14 protein-coding genes and 1 pseudogene are annotated in these 18,736 nt (G+C 71.7%); 4 read left to right on the top strand and 11 right to left on the bottom strand.

The genetic code is table 11. The annotated features are described in order from the left end of the window. Window positions 1–571 precede the first annotated feature (571 nt). A complete protein-coding gene (gene trpS / locus ACIQRL_RS07000; protein ID WP_401328189.1) occupies window positions 572–1,576 on the top strand; it encodes a tryptophan--tRNA ligase in 1,005 nt (334 codons plus the stop codon). Between the two features lie 172 nt (window positions 1,577–1,748). Here trpS and proC read toward each other — a convergent pair whose 3' ends face one another. The 3 genes and pseudogenes from proC to ACIQRL_RS07015 form a co-directional block, all read right to left on the bottom strand. Then, entirely contained in the window at window positions 1,749–2,558 is an 810-nt protein-coding gene (gene proC, locus ACIQRL_RS07005; protein WP_401328192.1) for a pyrroline-5-carboxylate reductase, read from the bottom strand. 218 nt (window positions 2,559–2,776) lie between these two features. Beyond that, on the bottom strand, window positions 2,777–3,601 hold the full coding sequence (locus ACIQRL_RS07010) for an ABC transporter permease (protein WP_401328195.1): 825 nt from the start codon (window positions 3,599–3,601) through the stop codon (window positions 2,777–2,779). Window positions 3,602–3,786: 185 nt separating this feature from the next. Continuing rightward, window positions 3,787–4,596: pseudogene (locus ACIQRL_RS07015) on the bottom strand (ABC transporter ATP-binding protein); the annotation flags it as partial. Between the two features lie 368 nt (window positions 4,597–4,964). Here ACIQRL_RS07015 and ACIQRL_RS07020 point away from each other — a divergent pair. Continuing rightward, window positions 4,965–6,386: a SulP family inorganic anion transporter gene (locus ACIQRL_RS07020; RefSeq protein ID WP_401328197.1), complete on the top strand. Its 1,422-nt coding sequence runs from the start codon at window positions 4,965–4,967 to the stop codon at window positions 6,384–6,386. Here ACIQRL_RS07020 and ACIQRL_RS07025 read toward each other — a convergent pair. The 3 genes from ACIQRL_RS07025 to ACIQRL_RS07035 form a co-directional block, all read right to left on the bottom strand. Next, a complete protein-coding gene (locus ACIQRL_RS07025) occupies window positions 6,350–7,180 on the bottom strand; it encodes a class I SAM-dependent methyltransferase (protein ID WP_401328200.1) in 831 nt (276 codons plus the stop codon). The genes ACIQRL_RS07020 and ACIQRL_RS07025 overlap by 37 nt on opposite strands. Window positions 7,181–7,348: 168 nt before the next feature. Beyond that, entirely contained in the window at window positions 7,349–7,846 is a 498-nt protein-coding gene (locus ACIQRL_RS07030; protein WP_401328203.1) for an EamA/RhaT family transporter, read from the bottom strand. Window positions 7,847–7,939: 93 nt separating this feature from the next. Continuing rightward, on the bottom strand, window positions 7,940–8,251 hold the full coding sequence (locus ACIQRL_RS07035; RefSeq protein ID WP_401329504.1) for a hypothetical protein: 312 nt from the start codon (window positions 8,249–8,251) through the stop codon (window positions 7,940–7,942). Window positions 8,252–8,385: 134 nt separating this feature from the next. Here ACIQRL_RS07035 and ACIQRL_RS07040 point away from each other — a divergent pair, with 134 nt between their 5' ends. Further along, a complete protein-coding gene (locus ACIQRL_RS07040; RefSeq protein WP_401328206.1) occupies window positions 8,386–10,551 on the top strand; it encodes a PQQ-binding-like beta-propeller repeat protein in 2,166 nt (721 codons plus the stop codon). A 61-nt stretch (window positions 10,552–10,612) separates the two neighbouring features. Here the strand turns inward: ACIQRL_RS07040 and ilvD are convergent, their stop codons facing one another. From ilvD to ACIQRL_RS07060, 4 genes are all read right to left on the bottom strand, one after another. Next, window positions 10,613–12,466, bottom strand: a complete 1,854-nt coding sequence (gene ilvD, locus ACIQRL_RS07045; protein ID WP_401328209.1) for a dihydroxy-acid dehydratase — start codon at window positions 12,464–12,466, stop codon at window positions 10,613–10,615. Between the two features lie 327 nt (window positions 12,467–12,793). Then, window positions 12,794–13,411 carry a TetR family transcriptional regulator gene (locus ACIQRL_RS07050; RefSeq protein WP_401328212.1) on the bottom strand — a complete coding sequence of 206 codons (618 nt, stop codon included), beginning with the start codon at window positions 13,409–13,411 and terminating at the stop codon, window positions 12,794–12,796. Next, window positions 13,408–14,232 carry a sugar phosphate isomerase/epimerase family protein gene (locus ACIQRL_RS07055; RefSeq protein WP_401328215.1) on the bottom strand — a complete coding sequence of 275 codons (825 nt, stop codon included), beginning with the start codon at window positions 14,230–14,232 and terminating at the stop codon, window positions 13,408–13,410. The genes ACIQRL_RS07050 and ACIQRL_RS07055 overlap by 4 nt, the downstream gene beginning before the upstream one ends. A 421-nt stretch (window positions 14,233–14,653) precedes the next feature. Next, window positions 14,654–15,586, bottom strand: coding sequence for a Ppx/GppA family phosphatase (locus ACIQRL_RS07060; RefSeq protein ID WP_401328217.1), 933 nt, complete (start codon window positions 15,584–15,586; stop codon window positions 14,654–14,656). A gap of 125 nt (window positions 15,587–15,711) precedes the next feature. On the opposite strand from ACIQRL_RS07060, the gene ACIQRL_RS07065 reads away from it, so the two are divergent. After that, on the top strand, window positions 15,712–16,551 hold the full coding sequence (locus ACIQRL_RS07065; protein ID WP_401328220.1) for a hypothetical protein: 840 nt from the start codon (window positions 15,712–15,714) through the stop codon (window positions 16,549–16,551). Window positions 16,552–16,601: 50 nt separating this feature from the next. On the opposite strand, the gene ACIQRL_RS07070 is transcribed toward ACIQRL_RS07065, so the two are convergent. Continuing rightward, window positions 16,602–18,392, bottom strand: coding sequence for a hypothetical protein (locus ACIQRL_RS07070; protein ID WP_401328223.1), 1,791 nt, complete (start codon window positions 18,390–18,392; stop codon window positions 16,602–16,604). Window positions 18,393–18,736: the final 344 nt, after the last annotated feature.

The raw sequence follows: 18,736 nt of genomic DNA on the forward strand, positions 1-18,736 counted from the left end.
CGACTCTATCAGACCGTTTCCGTATCCGATTTCCTCGGTGCTTTCCAGGTTCCCGCTTCCGCGTTTCCCTTTCCGGCGAGTCCGACTCTATCAGATCCTTTCGGGCCTGACTCCCAGTCAGCGGGGTTTGTCTTCCCGGCTGTTGGGCCGTTCCGACGAGTGAGACTTTAGCGGATTCCTGGCTCCCGAGCTAATCGGGGTGGCGTCCTTTCGAACGCGGAATCCTCATTTCGCAAACACGCATGAAAACGAGCCGACGACGAGTCGTCGATCGTTGAATGGTGGTGCGGAATGGCTGTCCGGGGACCGACCGGAGTCGGCGCTCACGTCGGACAACTCGGAGAACACTACGTACGGGCAGGGGTCGTGTCAACTCCACTCCGGACGGGCCACCCGAGGCGTACGCTGCGTCCATGACTACGCATACGTGCACCCGCCAGTGGTGGGCCGCCTGACAGGCGGCCGTACACACGTATGTACCCAACGGCCGCCGCCCTCGGCGGCCGTTCTTGTGTCTCCCTCCCGGGGAGCCGGCCGGTGGGCGCGGCGGCCTCGACCAGGAGGTGGAGAGATGACGCGGATCTTCAGTGGGGTCAAGCCGACCGGGCATCTGACGCTGGGGAACTATCTGGGAGCCGTACGCCGCTGGGCCGCCGTCGATCAGCACCGGGCCGAAGCCCTGTTCTGCATCGTCGATCTGCACGCGCTGACCGTGGACCACGATCCGGGGCGGGTCCGCAGGCTCAGCAGGCAGGCGGCGACCTTGTTGCTGGCCTCGGGGCTCGATCCCGAACTGTGCACCGTATTCGTACAGAGTCATGTGGACGAGCACGCGCGGCTGTCGTATCTGCTGGAGTGCGTCGCGACCGACGGAGAGATGCGGCGGATGATCCAGTACAAGGAGAAAGCCGCGCTGGAACGGAAACGCGGCGGGAGCGTGCGGCTGTCGTTGCTGACGTATCCCGTACTGATGGCGGCCGACATCCTCGCGTACGGAAGCGACGAGGTGCCGGTCGGGGACGACCAGACACAGCATGTCGAGCTGACCCGGGATCTGGCGGTGCGTTTCAACCAGCGGTACGGCCATACGTTCGTGGTGCCCCGGGCCACCCGCCCCGAGGTCGCGGCGCGGGTCATGAATCTGCAGGAACCGACGTCGAAGATGGGGAAGACCGACGATGTCGGACCGGGAGTCGTCTATCTGCTCGACGAGCCGGAAACCGTACGGAAGAAGATCATGCGCGCGGTGACGGACAGCGGTCAGGATGTCGCTTACGACCCGGAGGAGCGGCCCGGGGTCTCGAACCTGCTGGAGATCCTCGCGGCCTGTGAGGGCGGGAACCCCGCGGACTTGGCCGGTGCCTACGCGTCGTACGGCGCTCTGAAGAAGGACACCGCCGAGGCCGTCGTCGAACTGCTCCGCCCCGTGCAGGAGAGGCACAAGCGGTTGTGCGCGGACTCCACGTACGTGGAGGGGGTGTTGCGGGACGGTGCGGCCAGGGCCAGGCAAATGGCGCGGCCGACCGTGGACGCGGCGTACGGGGCGATCGGGTTGCTGCCGCCCACGGCCGCCTGAGGACCGACCGTGGGCCGAGGACTGGCGCCGGCCGTGGGCCTAGGACTGGCGTCGCCCCTGGGCCGAGGACCATGGCCGGCCGTGGGCGGAGGACCGACGGTCGGCTGAAGGCCGGTGGTCGTCCTCGCTCCCGGCCGTGCCTCGGTCCCGAGGGACGGCCGGGAGCGGTGGGTCAGCTGTTGCCGGAGGCGAGTTCGCGGCTGCGGTCGCGGGCCGCTTCCAGTGCGGCGATGAGTGCCGCGCGTACTCCGTGGTTCTCGAGTTCGCGGATCGCGTTGATCGTGGTGCCCGCGGGAGACGTGACGTTCTCGCGGAGCTTCACGGGGTGCTCGCCGCTGTCGCGCAGCATCACGGCGGCGCCGATCGCGGACTGGACGATCAGGTCGTGCGCCTTGTCGCGGGGCAGGCCGAGCAGGATGCCCGCGTCCGTCATGGCCTCGACCAGGTAGAAGAAGTACGCCGGTCCCGAACCGGAAAGGGCGGTGCAGGCGTCCTGCTGCGACTCGGGGACGAGGAGGGTCTTGCCGACGGCGCCGAAGATTTCCTCGGCGTACGCCACGTGCTCGGCGGTGGCGTGAGTGCCGGCGGAGATGACGGACATCGCCTCGTCGACGAGGGCGGGGGTGTTCGTCATGACGCGGACGACGGGGGTACCGGCGGCCAGCCGCTCCTCGAAGAAGGAGGTCGGGATGCCTGCCGCACCGCTGATGATCAGGCGGTCGGCGGGGATGTGCGGGGCGAGTTCGTCGAGGAGGGCGCCCATGTCCTGCGGTTTGACCGTGAGGATCAGGGTGTCGGCGGTCTTCGCCGCCTCCGCGTTGCCGACCGGGGTGACGCCGTGGCGTTCCTGGAGTTCCCTGGCCCGCTCCGGGCGGCGGGCGGTGACCAGGAGATCGGTGGGGGCCCAGCCGGCTCGGATCATTCCGCTGAGCAGGGCTTCGCCGATCTTGCCGGTACCGAGGACTGCGACTTTCTGAGGCATGGTTGCGGGTGCCCTCCGAGGGTTGAGTCGTCCGCGTTCATCCTCCCACCGGGATCATGGGGGCGGGTGGGATGTCCGGTGGGCGGACGGTGCGTCGCTCTCGGTCCCGGCGGGCGGGGGCGGCACGTCGCCTCGGCCCCGGTGGGCGGACTGCGCGTCGCCTCGGCCCCGGTGGGCCGGGGCGGGGCGGACCGGTCCGCCCCGCCCGTCACGGGGACCTACGGCGTCCTGCGTCGCAGAGTCGCCGCTCCGAGTCCCAGGACCAGCAGCGCGCTCCCGGCGACGATCAGTACGTCGCGCAGGAAGGTCGCGGTCATGTCGGTGTGCTTGAGGACCTCGTTCATGGCGTCGACCGCGTACGACATGGGGAGGACGTCGGAGATGGCCTCCAGGACGGGGTGCATGTCGGAGCGCGGGGTGAACAGGCCGCAGAGGAGGAGCTGCGGGAAGATCACCGCCGGCATGAACTGGACGGCCTGGAACTCGGAGGCGGCGAACGCCGAGACGAAGAGGCCGAGGGCCGTTCCGAGGAGGGCGTCGAGGAGGGCCACCAGCAGGAGGAGCCAGGGGGAGCCCGTGACGTCCAGGCCGAGGAACCAGACCGCGAGTCCGGTGGCCAGGGCCGACTGGACGATCGCGATCGCGCCGAACGCGAGGGCGTAGCCGGCGATCAGGTCGCCCTTGCCCAGGGGCATGGCGAGGAGGCGTTCGAGGGTGCCGGAGGTGCGCTCGCGCAGGGTCGCGATCGAGGTCACCAGGAACATCGTGATCAGCGGGAAGATGCCGAGGAGGGAGGCGCCGATGGAGTCGAAGGTGTGGGGGCTGCCGTCGAAGACATAGCGGAGCAGGACCAGCATCACGCAGGGGACGAGGATCATCAGCGCGATGGTGCGCGGGTCGTGTCGGAGCTGGCGCAGGGCGCGGGCCGCGGTGGCCGTCGTACGGGAGACGTTGAGCGCGCTCGGGCGTGACGCCGGTGCCGTCGGCCCGGAGGTGTCGGGGCTGGTGGGCGCGATGGGGGTCGTGGACGCGGTGGAACTCATCGTGCGTTCTCCTCGCGGGGCTGGGCACCGGCGGGGCGGGGATCGGCGCCGTCGGTGGGGGCCTCCGAGGACCGGTCGTCGGTGGGCTCCGAGGCCGGGGCCTGCGAGGCCGGGACGGAGGGCTCGGAGGGCAGCGGCTCCGGGGCCGGGGGCTCGGCGGTGGGGTTTCCCGGCGGGTTCGTGGTGGTCGTCGCGGGCTGCCGCGCGGCCGCGACCGCCTCGTCCACGAGGTGGAGGAAGGCGGCTTCGACGGTGTCCGAGCCGGTCCGTTCGCGGAGGGCCTCGGGGGTGTCGTCGGCGAGGATCCGGCCCTCGCGCATCAGGAGGAGCCGGTGGCAGCGCTCGGCCTCGTCCATGACGTGGGACGAGATCAGCAGGGTCGTACCGCGCTGCTCGGCGATGGCGTGGAAGAGGTTCCACAGGTCGCGGCGAAGGACCGGGTCGAGGCCGACGGTCGGTTCGTCGAGGACCAGGAGTTCCGGGGTTCCGAGGAGGGCGACGGCGAGGGAGACACGGCTGCGCTGGCCACCCGAGAGGTTGCCGGCGAGGGAGTCGGCGTGGGAGGCGAGGTCGACATCGGCGATGGCCCGGGTGACGTCGGCGTGGCGGCGTTCGGAGGCGGCCCGGCCCGGGTCGAGGATCGCGGCGAAGTAGTCGAGGTTCTGGCGGACGGTCAGGTCGTCGTAGACGGAGGGCGCCTGGGTGACGTAACCGATGCGGGAGCGGAGTGCGGCGTCGCCCGCGGGGAGGCCGAGGACTTCGAGGGTGCCGCCGACTTTGGCCTGGGTGCCGACGGTCGCGCGCATCAGGGTGGATTTTCCGCAGCCGGAGGGGCCGAGCAGGCCGGTGATCTGGCCGCGCGGGACGGTGAAGTCGAGTGCGTGCAGGACGGTGCGGGTGCCGCGGACGACGGTGAGGCCTTCGGAGCGGACGGCGGGCGGGGAAAGGGGCACGGGTGTTCCTGTGGGGTCGGGCGGGCGCGGACGAATAATCATCACTTGATGAATATTCCTCGCGTGAGGTGCGCGGGTCAAGGGTCAGGCCGTACCGGCCGGACGACGGAGCAGCGGGCGGAGCGGCGGCCGGAATGCTGGGCGGTGCGATTGGCGGAGCGATTGGCGGAGCGCTGAGCGGCGCAGGCGCGCGTCGGCGCGAACGGAACGGGATCGTCCGCGGTGCCGGCGGACCATGCGCTCCCGCGTTCGCGTGATGGTGGCCCTGAGGGGCTGCGCGATCAACTGGCTTACCTGACAATGGATTTCACTGTGCGATACGGCTCAATGCCGTGTCGCACAGGTCCGTCGTGCCCTCCCCCGGCACGGCACCCACGCATCTCCCGCTGTCGACCGGAGGTGCTGTCGTGATGCGCAAAGCCGATCTGTTCGCGTCCCTCGTCGTCTTTCTGGTGGCGCTGCCCCTGTGTGTCGGGGTCGCCATAGCGTCCGGTGTGCCCGCCGAACTGGGGCTGGTGACCGGAATCGTCGGTGGGCTGGTCGCCGGGATACTGCCCGGCAGCAGCCTCCAGGTGAGCGGGCCCGCGGCCGGGCTGACCGTGCTGGTGTACGAGGCTGTGCAGGCGTACGGGGTCCAGGCACTGGGTGTGCTGGTGCTCGGGGCCGGGCTGGTGCAGCTCGGCCTCGGGGTTCTCCGGCTCGGGCGATGGTTCCGGGCCGTGTCCGTGGCCGTCGTCCAGGGGATGCTCGCCGGGATCGGGCTCGTGCTGATCGCGGGCCAGGTCTACGCCATGGGTGACGCGGCCGCGCCCGCCGACGGGCTCGGGAAGATCGCCGGGCTCGTCTCGCTGGCCGGCGCCGCGGATCCGGTGGCGCTGGCGATCGGCGGCGCCACCGTGGCTGTACTCCTGCTGTGGCCGCGCTGGCGGCGGGGAGCGCGCGTGGTGCCCGCGCCACTGCTGGCGGTGGCGCTCGCCTCGGCCGTGACCGGGGTCTTCGATCTGGCGGTACGACGGGTCGAGGTGCGGGGGCTGTTCGACGCCGTGCGGCCGCCGTCCGTCGCGGACCTGGGCCGGCTCACGGAAGTGGGCGTGATCGGGACGGTCCTGGCGTTCGCGCTGATCGCTTCGGCGGAGTCGTTGTTCAGTGCGGCGGCGGTGGACCGGCTGCATCGGGGGCCGCGTACCGACTACGACCGGGAGCTCATCGCGCAGGGCGCCGGGAACGCCGTGTGCGGGATGCTCGGGGCGCTGCCGATGACCGCCGTGATCGTGCGGAGTGCCGCGAACGTGCAGGCCGGGGCGCAGACCAAGGTGTCGCGGGTGCTGCACGGGGTGTGGCTGCTCGTCTTCACGGCCGTGGTGCCCGCGGTGCTCGGGTTGATTCCGGTGGCGGGGCTCGCGGGGCTGCTGGTGCACGCGGGGTGCAAGCTCGTGCCGGTGCGGGAGGTGCGGACGCTGTGGCGGGGGCATCGCGGTGAGGTGGTCGTGCTCGCGGTGACCGCGGTGGCGATCATGGTCGGGAACCTGTTCGAGGGGGTGCTGGTCGGGCTCGCGCTCGCGGTGGCCAAGACCGCCTGGGACATCAGTCATGTGCACGTGGAGACCGAGGACCGGGGCGCCGCGGGCATGGTCGTACGCGTGGTCGGCAACGCCACGTTCCTCCGGCTGCCGAAGCTGCTGGACGCCTTGGAGGCGTTGCCGCCCGACCGTGACGTACGGCTGGAGCTGGGCGGGTTGCGGCACGTCGATCACGCGTGTGCGGCGGCCCTCGACGCGTGGGCCGCCGGGCGGGATCACGAACGGATCGCCACCAGCAGTTCCACGACATAGGTCTCCTCCACGAACCCTTCCGGGAACGCCTGGAGGAGGTGGTTCCGTTCCTCGGCGAAGAACGCTCCGGTGGCGTCCTCGCCGAGGACCAGGAACTGCGAGTGGCTGCCGACACTGGCGAGGCGCGTGTCGATCGCGATGCGCCGGCTCCAGCGGACCTGGCGGCGCTCGAAGGAGAGGCGGCGGCTGGGATCGGCGGAGAGGAACTGGGCGGCGCGGGCGCCGCTGCCGTTCTTCTCGACCACCGGATCCCACCCGAGGAAACGCTCGGCGCGCCGGGCGGCCGCCTCGATCCACGGGACGTCGAGCGCCTCGGTGTTCCACCACAGGGCCAGCGCCCCGCCGGGACGCAGCACGCGCAGCGCCTCCGGCACCGAACGGTTCGGGTCGGTCCAGTGCCACGACTGGGCGTAGGTGAGGAAGTCCGCGGAGGCGGTCGCGAGGGGCAGGGCGTCGCCGCTGCCCCGGACGATCGGGATGCGGGGGTGGGCGCGACGGAACTCGGCGGCCATGCCTGGGCCGGGTTCCACGGCGAGGACATCCGCCCCGCGGGCGTGCAGCAGCCCGGTGGAAATCCCGGTGCCCGCGCCCACGTCGACGACCCTGGCGCCGTCCAGCGAGCGGGCCGCGAGGGCTTCGACGGCGTCGAAGAGGGCCGGCGGATACGACGGGCGGTTCGCGGCGTACTGCGTGGCGGCGGCGTTGAAGGAGTGGGCGCGCGCGGTGTGTTGGATGCCGTCGGAAGCGGTGGAGGGGGAGGGGGATGGGGACGAGGAGGAGGCAGCCGGGGTCATGGATTCATGATCGTGGATGGTGCGAGGGGCGGGGTAGGGCGTTTCCTGCCGTCGTACGGGGCTGGATCGACTGGGGCTCTGGCTCTGGGCTGGGCCCTGACCGGTTCGAAGCGGTTCAGCACCGGTTCGAAGCGGTTCAGGAGCGGTTCAGGGCCGGTTCGAAGCGGTTCAGGAGCGGGGGGTCTTCTTCGCGGGATTGCCGGCTCGGCGCGTGGTGCGGCGGGTGTACTGCTGCTTGGCCGCCTCGTACTCCTCGCGGTGGAGTTTCTCGCCCGGGGCCTCGGTGAGGGAGCGGAAGCAGTAGGCGAGGAGGGAGCCGACGAAGCCGATGGCGAGCAGACCACGCAGGGATGCCTGGCGGTCGGGGTCGGGCCGCTTGGTGAAGGACTCCGAGGTGTGGCGGAACGCGAGGGCGCTGCACACCGCGAACATCACCACGACCAGCACGCTCACGAGCGTCCCCACGTCCGCGATGGTCAGGCCCTGGTAGGCGAAGCGGAGCACGAAGCAGGCGGCCACGGCGGCGGCGAGGGAACCGACGGCCACGCCGATCCGGCGGCCGGTGTAGCCGCCGTCGTGCTCCACCCAGGTCGTCCCGAAGAAGCGCAGGGGCTCGGGCTGGGGCCCCGCGGGGGTGCCGGTTCCGGTGCTGGTCTCGTCGCTCACGCGACGATTATCGCTCCGGTGACGGCTCCACCGGCTATCGCTCCGGTCACAGCCACGTCGGCCGCCGCGGGTGCCCTTGCCTCAAGGTGTCGGTCAGGAGCACGCAGGGGCGATGTAGCCGTCGCTGCCCGTCTGCACGTAGGCGTCCGACACGAACTGGCCGTTCGAGATGTTGTCCCAGACGTTGCTCGTCCCGTACGGGCCGGCCACGGATTCGCCTGGGCACTGGCAGTAGATCGGAACGCGCGAGCCCGCCGGCAGGGTGCGGACGATGCTGAAATGGGTGCCCGGACCGCTGCGGACGTTGACGTTGTGACCCGGAGCGAGCGGGTAGGTGCGGAGCGCCTGGGCCGACAGCGGCTCCGCCTCCGCCGCGTCCGTGACGGCGATGTCTTCCACGGCCATGTCGATCTCCCCCGTTGTTTGGTTCACGCCAAAATCATGCTGGGCGCCGAGGCTAGCAAGCCGTCGAGGTTTCGTACGAAGGATCGACTAGGCTCTGCGCGTCGCGCACGCGGTCGAACCCACGGGGGTGAGTGATGCCGCCACAGCGCAGCACCGGTACGGACTCGGAAGCGGAACATCCGCGCTATGCCGGGCAGTACCTGCTGGAGACGAGACTCGGCTCCGGTGGCATGGGAATCGTGCATCTGGCGCGCTCCGCCTCCGGATTGCGGCTGGCTGTCAAGGTCGTTCATGCTGAGTTCTCCCAAGACCCCGAGTTCCGGGGGCGGTTCCATCAGGAAATCGCGGCCGCACGCCGGGTCAGCGGTGCCTTCACCGCGCCCGTGGTGGACGCCGACCCCGAGGCCGAACGCCCTTGGATGGCAACCCTGTTCATACCCGGGCCGACGCTCGCCGAGCACGTGAAGCGGAACGGCGCGCTGTCCACGGACCGGCTGCGCCATCTGATGGCCGGGCTCGCCGAGGGCCTGCGGGACATCCACCGGGCCGGTGTCGTCCACCGCGACCTCAAACCCAGCAACGTCCTGCTGGCGGAGGACGGGCCGAAAATCATCGACTTCGGCATCTCGCGCCCCGCCGACAGTGAACTGCGCACGGAGACCGGGAAGTTGATCGGCACTCCGCCGTTCATGGCGCCGGAACAGTTCAGCAGGCCACGGCATGTCGGGCCTGCCGCCGACGTGTTCGCCCTGGGGTCGGTGATCGTGCACGCGGCCACCGGGAGCGGGCCGTTCGACTCGGACAGCCCCTATCTGGTCGCCTATCAAGTCGTCCACGACGAGCCGGACTTGACGGGCGTGCCGGAGGAGATGGTCGACCTCGTCTCGCGCTGTCTCGCCAAGGAGCCCGAGGACCGGCCCACCCCGGACGAGCTGATGGTGGCGCTGCGCTCGGTCTCGGCCTCGTACGACACGCGGGCCTTCATCCCCGAACAGCGCAAAGGGGAGAAGGAGTCGGCGCCCCCGGGACGGAAAGTGGCTCTGCGGCCACGGCACGAGCGTCCGGAGGGCGCCGAGGACCTCACCCACGTGGCCGCCCGGAAGAGGGGCGGCCGAGGTCGTCGGCTGCCCGCGGTCCTCGCGGTCGCCGGACTCGCCGTCGCCGGTGGGGCCGTCGGCGCCTTCGATCTCCTCGGCGGGTCGCAGACTCCCGTAGCAGAACAGCACGCCGCACCGCCGTCCAAGAGTGCCTCCCGGCCGTGGCAACTCGACCTCCGGGCCTCGGGCGCCGAGGCCCGCGGTCTGTCGCAGTGCACGTACGCCCCCCGGGCACTGCTGTGCGTCCGGCCCGGTGTCCTCGCCGCGGCAATCGACCCGGACGACGGCAAGGTGCTGTGGTCCCGGAGCGCGACGGGGAACACGAGCACCTACGCCACCCCGGCCCCGGTCCTCTCCGACGGGCTCCTGCTGGTCGGCAGCGGGGACGGGCACCGGCTGACCGCGCTGGACCCCGGCACGGGCGCGACGCGCTGGAGCCGGGACGTCACGCGCTACGACGGCCGTATCACCCACGTCGCCGGCATGGTCCTGCTCACCGGCCCCGACTCCGAGGTCATCGCCCTGAGCGCCGCCACCGGCGAGGAGGAGTGGCGTCACTCCGTCCCCGGGGTGAAGCTCCCTCAGTTCCACTCGTTCGGGGACGGCGTCGCCTACGTGGTCTCGACACCCACGGCGGCCGAAACCCGGGTGACCGCCGTGGACCCGCGGACCGGTGCCACGACCTGGCAGCGAACCCTGAACGGGGAGCTGAGCATGGTGGCCGCCCACGACGGAACCGTCTGGTTCACGTCGGTCACCATCGACCAGTACACGGATGCCGTACTGCGCTACGACGTGACGAACCGCAGGACTCACCGCATCGCGCTGCGCATCCCGCAGGCCCAGGCACAGGTGGCCGTGCGGGGGGACGTCGCCTATCTGCTCGGGAACGACGGTTCGCTGGTCGCCGTGAACACGAAGACGTCGAAGCAACTGTGGCGGGTGGAGACATCCGTCAGCAAGGCGTCGGCCCCCACCGTGGCGGAGCGCCGTCTCTATCTCACCGCGGTGGACGGGCGTCTCATCGCCGTCGACACCGGCCGGGGGGCGCTGCTCGGCCAGACAGAGGCGCGACCGGGGAGCGACCGGGGCTCACTCGTCAGCGCGCTCCCGGCCCCCGTCGCCGCCGACAACCATGTCTACGCCACCACCCCCGACGGATCCCTCATCGCTGTCGGCGCGCGGGATCCATCGGCCTGGTGAGACGTGAAGGGGTGTCCCCGGCCGGGGACACCCCTTCACACCTCTTCAAGGACGGGACGGGCTAGCCCAGCTTGGAGACGTCCCGCACCGCGCCCTTGTCCGCGCTCGTCGCCATCGCGGCGTACGCGCGCAGGGCGGCCGAGACCTTGCGCTCGCGGTTCGCGGGGGCGTAGACGCCGTTCAGGGCCTCGCGGCGGGTGGCCAACTCCTCGTCGGACACGAGCAGTTCGACCGTGCGGTTCGGAATGTCGATGCGGATGCGGTCGCCGTCCCGGACGAGGGCGATCGTGCCGCCGGACGCGGCCTCCGGGGACGCGTGGCCGATCGACAGGCCCGAAGTCCCTCCGGAGAAGCGGCCGTCGGTGATCAGGGCGCAGGTCTTGCCGAGGCCGCGGCCCTTGAGGAACGAGGTCGGGTAGAGCATCTCCTGCATACCGGGGCCGCCCTTGGGGCCCTCGTAGCGGATGACGACGACATCGCCGTGGGTGATCTCCTTGCGGAGGATCTTGTCGACGGCCTCGTCCTGGGACTCGCAGACGACCGCCGGGCCCTCGAAGGTCCAGATGGACTCGTCGACACCGGCCGTCTTCACGACACAGCCGTCGACGGCCAGGTTGCCCTTGAGGACCGCGAGACCGCCGTCCTTGGAGTAGGCGTGCTCGGCGGAGCGGATGCAGCCGCCCTCGGCGTCCTCGTCCAGGGCCTCCCAGCGCTCGGACTGGGAGAAGGCCTCGGAGGAGCGGACACAGCCGGGGGCCGCGTGCCACAGCTCGATCGCCTCGGGGGACGGGGAGCCGGCGCGCACGTCCCACGTCTTCAGCCAGTCCGACAGCGACGGGCTGTGGACGGAGTGGACGTCCTCGTTGAGCAGGCCGGCGCGGTGGAGTTCGCCGAGGAGGGCCGGGATGCCGCCGGCCCGGTGCACGTCCTCCATGTAGTACGTGCGGTCCTTGGCGACGTTCGGCGCGACCTTGGCGAGGCACGGCACCCGGCGCGAGACCTCGTTGATCTCGTCCAGGCCGAAGGGGACGCCCGCCTCCTGGGCGGCGGCCAGCAGGTGCAGGATCGTGTTCGTGGAGCCGCCCATGGCGATGTCGAGGGCCATGGCGTTCTCGAAGGCCGCGTGCGTCGCGATGTTGCGGGGCAGGACCGACTCGTCGTCCTGGTCGTAGTAGCGGCGCGTGATGTCGACGACCGTGCGGGCCGCGTCCTCGTACAGGCCCTTGCGGGCGGTGTGGGTGGCGAGGACGGAGCCGTTGCCGGGCAGGCTCAGGCCGATGGCCTCGGTCAGGCAGTTCATCGAGTTGGCGGTGAACATGCCGGAACAGGAGCCGCAGGTGGGACAGGCGTTCTCCTCGATACGGAGGATGTCCTCGTCCGAGATCTTGTCGTTCACGGCGTCGGAGATCGCGTCGACCAGGTCGAGCGTACGGACCGTGCCGTCGACCAGGGTGGCGCGGCCGGACTCCATCGGGCCGCCGGAGACGAACACCGTCGGGATGTTCAGGCGCAGGGCCGCCATCAGCATGCCGGGCGTGATCTTGTCGCAGTTCGAGATGCAGATCAGGGCGTCGGCGCAGTGCGCCTCGACCATGTACTCCACCGAGTCCGCGATCAGGTCGCGGGAGGGCAGGGAGTAGAGCATGCCGCCGTGGCCCATCGCGATGCCGTCGTCGACGGCGATCGTGTTGAACTCGCGGGCGATGCCGCCGGCCGCCGTGATGGCCTCGCCGACGATCCGGCCGACCGGCTGGAGGTGGGTGTGACCCGGCACGAACTCCGTGAAGGAGTTGGCCACCGCGATGATCGGCTTCCGTCCGATGTCCGCGCCCGGGACACCGGAGGCGCGCATCAGGGCGCGTGCGCCCGCCATATTGCGGCCGTGGGTGACTGTGCGGGACCTCAGCTCGGGCATCGTCGCTCGCTCCTTCGGGGAGGTATGAGGAGGGTTATGACTGAAGTCGAGCGTACGCCGGTGCTCCAGGATCCGGACAGGCCGTCCGCATCTCGAAACATACATCTCGACCAGCGGCCGCCTCCGGATGACATACGCGCACGTCAGCGGCGTTCCGGTGCGACGGAACCCCTTCGACGGACGGCCCGCTCGCTCATGAGTTCGCCGGTGTCGTCAGGTGTCGGTCGGGGGGCGTGGGGGGTCGTGGGGAGCGTCAGGGGTCGGTCGGGGGTCGCGGGGGCGCGCGGGGGGCGTCACGGGCCGTGGGGCGTCAGAGGCCGTGGGGCGTCAGGGGTTCGTCAGGTGTCCCTGGACCACGGGTGCCACCCTGGCCACGATGCGCTCCAGGTCCACCGAGGCCAGCGGCTCGACCTTGATCACATAGCGCAGCATGGCGACCCCGACGAGCTGGGCCGCCGCCAGTTCCGCACGCAGCTCCGCGTCCGGGACGTCGAGCCGGCCCGCGATACGGCGCAGGACCTGCGCGGCGACCAGACGGCGGAAGACGGCGGCCGCGGTGTCGTTGTTCACCGCCGAGCGGACGATCGCGAGCAGCGGTGTGCGGCTCGTGGGGTTCTCCCAGATGCCGAGGAAGAAGCGGGTCAGGCGTTCGCCGACGCCCTCGACGGAGCCCTCGACCAGCGTCTCGGGCGCGCCGAGCACGGGGGCGAAGGCGCCCTCGATGGCCGCCTCGAAGACCTGTTCCTTGGTGCCGAAGTAGTGGTGCACGAGCGCGGAGTCCACACCGGCGGACTTGGCGATGCCGCGGACCGACGTCTTCTCGTACCCGCGCTCGGAGAACTCCTCGCGGGCCGCCTCCAGGATGCGGTCCCGGGTGGCGGGGCCCGCCTCCGTCTGCGTACGGGTGGGGCGTCCCCGGCCGCGGCGGGGGGCGGCGTCCGTCATCTACGGGGCACCTTCACGGCGGAGGCGAGGTGGAGCCGGGTGAAGGCGAGGGCCTCCGCGAGGTCGGCCTCGCGTTCGGCGCTGGACATCGCGCGGCGGGTGTTGACCTCGATGACGACATGGCCGTCGAAGCCGGACACCGCGAGCCGGTCCAGGAGTTCGGCACAGGGCTGGGTGCCGCGGCCCGGGACCAGGTGCTCGTCCTTGTTGGAACCGTTGCCGTCGGCGAGGTGGACGTGTCCGAGGCGGTCGCCCATGCGGTCGATCATCTGCAGGGCGTCGGTGCGGGCGGTCGCGGTGTGGCTGAGGTCGATCGTGAAGTGCCGGTAGTCGTCCTTCGTGACGTCCCAGTCGGGGGCGTACGCGAGCATCTCGCGGTCGCGGTAGCGCCACGGGTACATGTTCTCGACGGCGAACCGGACGTCCGTCTCGTCGGCCATGCGCCAGATCCCGGTGACGAAGTCACGGGAGTACTGGCGCTGCCAGCGGAACGGGGGATGGACCACGACGGTGCTCGCGCCGAGCCTCTCGGCGGCCGCCCTGGCGCGCTGGAGCTTGATCCACGGGTCGGTGGACCAGACCCGCTGGGTGATCAGCAGACAGGGGGCGTGAACGGCGAGGATCGGCATCCGGTGGTAGTCGCTGAGGCGGCGCAGCGCGTCGATGTCCTGGCTGACGGGATCGGTCCACACCATGACCTCGACGCCGTCGTACCCGAGGCGCGCGGCGATCTCGAAGGCCGTCGCGGTCGACTCCGGGTACACGGAGGCCGTGGACAGCGCGACCTTCGCATCCGGGATGCGCACCACTGGTTCTGCCACGAGGGACAGCGTACGGGGTGCTTCCGGCGGTCGGGCGAGGGGCGGTGAGCTTGGCCGGGAGGCTCCTGTGGGCCCCCGGCGGGGGTTCGTTGGGCTCCCGCCGGGAGGTGTCCTGGCCCTTCGGACCGGCGGTGGATCGGCCTCCGACCTGAGGGTGGACGGACCTCCGGCCCGGCGTGCGGTGGCCGTCGGCCCGAAGGACGCGACACCCCCGCCGGGATGCTCCGGCGATCGATGCCACGCACCTGCCGGTGTGGTCGCGTGATCAACGCCACCCGCTGCCCGGGTGCTCACGTGACCGAGGCCACGCACCCGGGCCGGGTGCTCGCGTCGCATCGGCCGGGCCCGTTCCGTACTACGGCGCCGGTCCGAGGCCGTCCGGTCCTCGGCCGTCCGGTACCAGGCAGTCCAGTCCGGGCGGCTACTCCGAGGCCATCTGGTCCAGGCGGCGCAGGATGACGCCCTCGCGGAGGGCCCAGGGGCAGATCTCCAGGGTTTCCACGCCGAAGAGGTCCATGGCGGCCTCGGCGACCAGGGCGCCGGCGAGGAGCTGGCCGGAGCGGCCCGGGGAGACGCCCGGGAGCTCGGCCCTTTCGTCGGCCGTCATGGCCGTGAGGCGGGGGACCCAGTCCTCCAGGGAGCGGCGCTTGAGCTCGCGCTGGACGTACAGGCCGTCGGTGGAGCGTGCGGCGCCGGCGATCCGGGCGAGCTGCTTGAACGTCTTGGAGGTGGCGACCACATGGTCCGGGGCGCCGAAACGGCTGAACTCTCCGACCGTCCGGGCGATCTGGGCCCGTACATGCCGGCGCAGCACCCGCACGGCCGCCGGGTCCGCCGGGTCGGTCGGCAGCCAGCCCGCGGTCAGCCGGCCGGCGCCGAGCGGCAGCGACGCCGCCGCGTCCGGCTCCTCGTCCATGCCGTAGGCGATCTCCAGGGAGCCGCCGCCGATGTCGAGGACGAGCAGCTTGCCCGCCGACCAGCCGAACCAGCGGCGGGCCGCCAGGAAGGTGAGCCGGGCCTCCTCCGCGCCGGTGAGTACCTGCAGCTCGACATCGGTCTCGGCCTGCACCCGGGCGAGAACCTCGTCGGCGTTGCTGGCCTCGCGCACGGCCGACGTCGCGAACGGCAGCAGGGCCTCGACACCCTTGTCCTCGGCGGCCTCCAGGGCGTCCTGGACGGTCTCGATCAGTTTGTCGACGCCCTCGGGGCCGATCGCCCCGCTCTCGTCGAGCAGTTGGGCAAGCCGCAATTCGGCCTTGTGCGAGTGGGCCGGCAGCGGCCGCGCGCCGGGGTGGGCGTCCACCACCAGCAGATGCACCGTGTTCGATCCCACGTCGAGGACACCGAGTCTCATGGACGGAACGCTACTGCCCGCACGACGATTCACCAGGGGCGGGGCGAAAGCCCACGTCGAACGGTGATCTACGGGCAGCCGCCCGGGCGTCCCCGGAGCGGGCGGATGCGACTTACCCTGGACCCGTGCCAAAGACGAAAAAGGCGAAGCCCGACAAATCAGCCACGGGCTCCCCGCAGGCGAAGGCCACCAAGTCCGGGAAGTCCGTGAAGAAGAGCGACGAGAAGGGGCTCGACTTCGCTCGCGCGTGGGTGGAGTTCCCTGATCCGGCCGATGACGAGCAGGTCTTCCGGTGCGATCTGACCTGGCTGACCTCTCGCTGGAACTGCATCTTCGGGAGCGGCTGCCAGGGCATCCAGGCGGGGCGCGCCGACGACGGCTGCTGCACGCTCGGGGCCCACTTCTCCGACGAGGACGACGAGAAGCGGGTGGCCGGGCACGTGGCCCGGCTCACGCCGGAGATCTGGCAGCACCACGACGTGGGCGTGGAGACGGGCTGGGTGTCCAAGGACGAGGACGGGGACCGCCAGACCCGCCCGTACGAGGGCTCCTGCATCTTCCAGAACCGTCCCGGCTTCGCCGGTGGCGCGGGCTGCTCGCTGCACATCCTGGCCATCAAGGAGGGACGCGAGCCCCTGGAGACCAAGCCCGACGTCTGCTGGCAGCTTCCCGTGCGTCGCACGTACGAGTGGGTCGACCGGCCCGACGACACGCGGGTGCTCCAGGTGTCCATCGGCGAGTACGACCGCCGCGGCTGGGGGCCGGGCGGCCACGACCTGCACTGGTGGTGCACGTCGGCGACCTCGGCCCACGGAGCGGGCGACCCGGTGTACGTCTCGTACCGTCCGGAGCTGATCGAGCTGATGGGCAAGGCGGGATACGACCGCCTGGTCCAGCTCTGCGAGGAGCGGCTGGCCTCGCAGCTTCCGCTGCTGGCACCGCATCCCGCGGACCCGGTGGACTGAGTCCGCGTCCGGACGTACCGCCGGTGGCTTCTCGGCCGACGGCTCGGGTCCTACGGCACGGCCGGGTCACCGCTGTCGCCCGGCGGCGGTGACGAGCCGCCGGGGTCGTCGGAGGCCGAGTCGGTGACGGTCGGCGTCGGCGTCGGGTCGGCCGGGGTCGGGGACGGGTCCGGACCGGTCGGGGTCGCCGCCGGGGTGGAACCCGGTCCCGAGGGGCTCGGGCTGCTCGCGGTGGGGGTGGGGCGGGACGAGCCCGCCCTCCCGTACCCGGTGATGGTGACCACCGCGCCCGCCGGGGCGATCGCCACCCGCGCGGTCCAGTGGCCCACCGGCTCACGAAGGTGATCGACGTACACCTTGATCGTCACGGACCCGCCCGGTTCGAGCGTTCCCGAGGACGTGCTGAGGTAGAGCCAGGACACACCGGTGCCCGCGGACCACGGGACGGGTGAGCTGCCCGCCGCGGTCAGCGTGACCAGGGTCGTGTCTCCGCTGCTCGCGGCGGTCACCGACAGGTGTCCCGGGGTGGTTCCGCGGGCGCTGACGACCTCCACGGAGACATCCGGGGAGCCGCTGCCCTTGGTGAAGCGGGAGCCGGGTCCCGCGCTGGCGTTGCCGGCGTTCTCGTAACCGCCCGCCTGGCCGCCGTCCAGGCCCTCGGGGTCCTGGGCCTCGCTCGTGCTGGCCGGGCGGCCGTCCACGCCCTCGCCGGTCAGGGGCGCGCCCCGGTACGCCGCCCAGAGGGCGAGAACGGGCGCGGCGACGACGGTGGCGACGATCGTCGTCGTGACGGCACGCGCGCGGAGACGGTCCCTTCGGGCGGCGTGGTCCTTGGGGTCCATCGGGAAACCGCGCCGGTCGAAGCGTGGAGCGCCGCCCCGCGCGCGTGGGGCGTGCGCCATCGCGACGCGCAGGGCCGCGTGCGGGGCCTCCAGCACGGGCAGCGCGGCGGGCGTGACGCTGGTGCCGGGCCAGGCGCCGGGGACCGCGCGCTCGGCGGTGCGGCGGCAGCGCGGGCAGTCGTCGACGTGCCGGACCAGCTCGCCACGCAGGGTGGTGCTCAGCACGAGCCGGCTGTCGCCGGTGAGCCGGGCGACGCCGGGACAGGCGCCGGTCTCCACGACGGCGAGGGCCGCGCGGGTGCGTTCGACCTCGCAGGCGGCGGAGGCGAGCAGCTCGCGCGCCGCGGCGAGGTCCATGCCGAGGACGGCTGCGACCTCGTGGGCGGCGAGCTGGTGGCGCACGGCGAGTTCGAGCGCCTCGCGCTGTTCCGGGGTGGTTCCGGCGGCCTCCGGCCAGGCCAGCAGGCCGAGTTCACGCCGACGGTGGTCCTGGACCTCCTCGGACACGGGAGCGACGCTCAGCGCCTCCGCCGCGCGCCGGTCCGCGGCGTCCTTGTGCGCACCGGCACCGGTGAACGCGGCCTCTTCATGAAGGCCCTTGGAAGCTCCCTGGAGGTCGCTCCTGTGAGGGGTCCGCCGCCCTGAGGCGTGTGCCGCCTGCCGCTTGCGCCGCGCTTCGGTGAGCTTGCGCAGACAGGACCAGCGGGCGAGCGCGTAGAGCCAGGCCCTGCGGTCGCCGGCGGACTCGGGGCCGCGCGGGCCGCGCCGCTCGGCCAGCGCCAGGGCGTCCCCCAGGGCCGCGGTGGCCGCGTCGTGGTCGCACAGCACGGACAGGCAGTAGGTGAACAGGCCGTCCAGGTAGGGCTCGTACCGCGCGGGGGGACGCTGGACCAGGGTGCGGGGGGTCGCGCCACGGGGCGCGCCGGTCCGCTTGCGCGCGGCCCCGTGCGCCCGGTGTGCGCCGGTGGTGTGCGTGGAGGTCTCCGGACTGCTGCTCATCACCCGTGCGACCGTAGGTGCCCTGGGGCAGCCCCTTCCTCCCCCTTGAGCACATTTAATCCGTACGGGTGAAACGATCCCTCATAAGAGGACAGGAACCCCCGACCCCTGGCCTGGGCCGTCACCGGCGGCGATGGCAGTCCATGGCAGATGGGCCGGCGAGGGCACCGCGCGGAGCCCGGTCGCGCGGAGGCGGGAACGGTGCGCGGGGGCTCGCGGCACGGTCCCGGTGGTTCGGGAACAGCGAACACGACGGCTCGGAGACATGGGGTCACGACGGCTCGGAGACAGGGGTCACGACGGCTCGCGGCACGGGTCGCCGGGACGCGGAACGCGGGCCGGGG

Origin of the sequence: Streptomyces sp. NPDC091209 (assembly GCF_044757755.1) — a bacterium.
Classification (GTDB): Bacteria; Actinomycetota; Actinomycetes; order Streptomycetales; family Streptomycetaceae; genus Streptomyces.

Coding starts and splice junctions, on each gene's coding strand:
- ilvD (WP_401328209.1), bottom strand. CDS start 12,466: ATGCCCGAGCTGAGGTCCCGCACAGTCACCCACGGCCGCAATATGGCG.
- trpS (WP_401328189.1), top strand. CDS start 572: ATGACGCGGATCTTCAGTGGGGTCAAGCCGACCGGGCATCTGACGCTG.
- ACIQRL_RS07010 (WP_401328195.1), bottom strand. CDS start 3,601: ATGAGTTCCACCGCGTCCACGACCCCCATCGCGCCCACCAGCCCCGAC.
- ACIQRL_RS07050 (WP_401328212.1), bottom strand. CDS start 13,411: ATGACGGACGCCGCCCCCCGCCGCGGCCGGGGACGCCCCACCCGTACG.
- ACIQRL_RS07035 (WP_401329504.1), bottom strand. CDS start 8,251: ATGGCCGTGGAAGACATCGCCGTCACGGACGCGGCGGAGGCGGAGCCG.
- ACIQRL_RS07025 (WP_401328200.1), bottom strand. CDS start 7,180: ATGACCCCGGCTGCCTCCTCCTCGTCCCCATCCCCCTCCCCCTCCACC.
- ACIQRL_RS07070 (WP_401328223.1), bottom strand. CDS start 18,392: ATGAGCAGCAGTCCGGAGACCTCCACGCACACCACCGGCGCACACCGG.
- ACIQRL_RS07020 (WP_401328197.1), top strand. CDS start 4,965: ATGCGCAAAGCCGATCTGTTCGCGTCCCTCGTCGTCTTTCTGGTGGCG.
- proC (WP_401328192.1), bottom strand. CDS start 2,558: ATGCCTCAGAAAGTCGCAGTCCTCGGTACCGGCAAGATCGGCGAAGCC.
- ACIQRL_RS07060 (WP_401328217.1), bottom strand. CDS start 15,586: ATGAGACTCGGTGTCCTCGACGTGGGATCGAACACGGTGCATCTGCTG.
- ACIQRL_RS07040 (WP_401328206.1), top strand. CDS start 8,386: ATGCCGCCACAGCGCAGCACCGGTACGGACTCGGAAGCGGAACATCCG.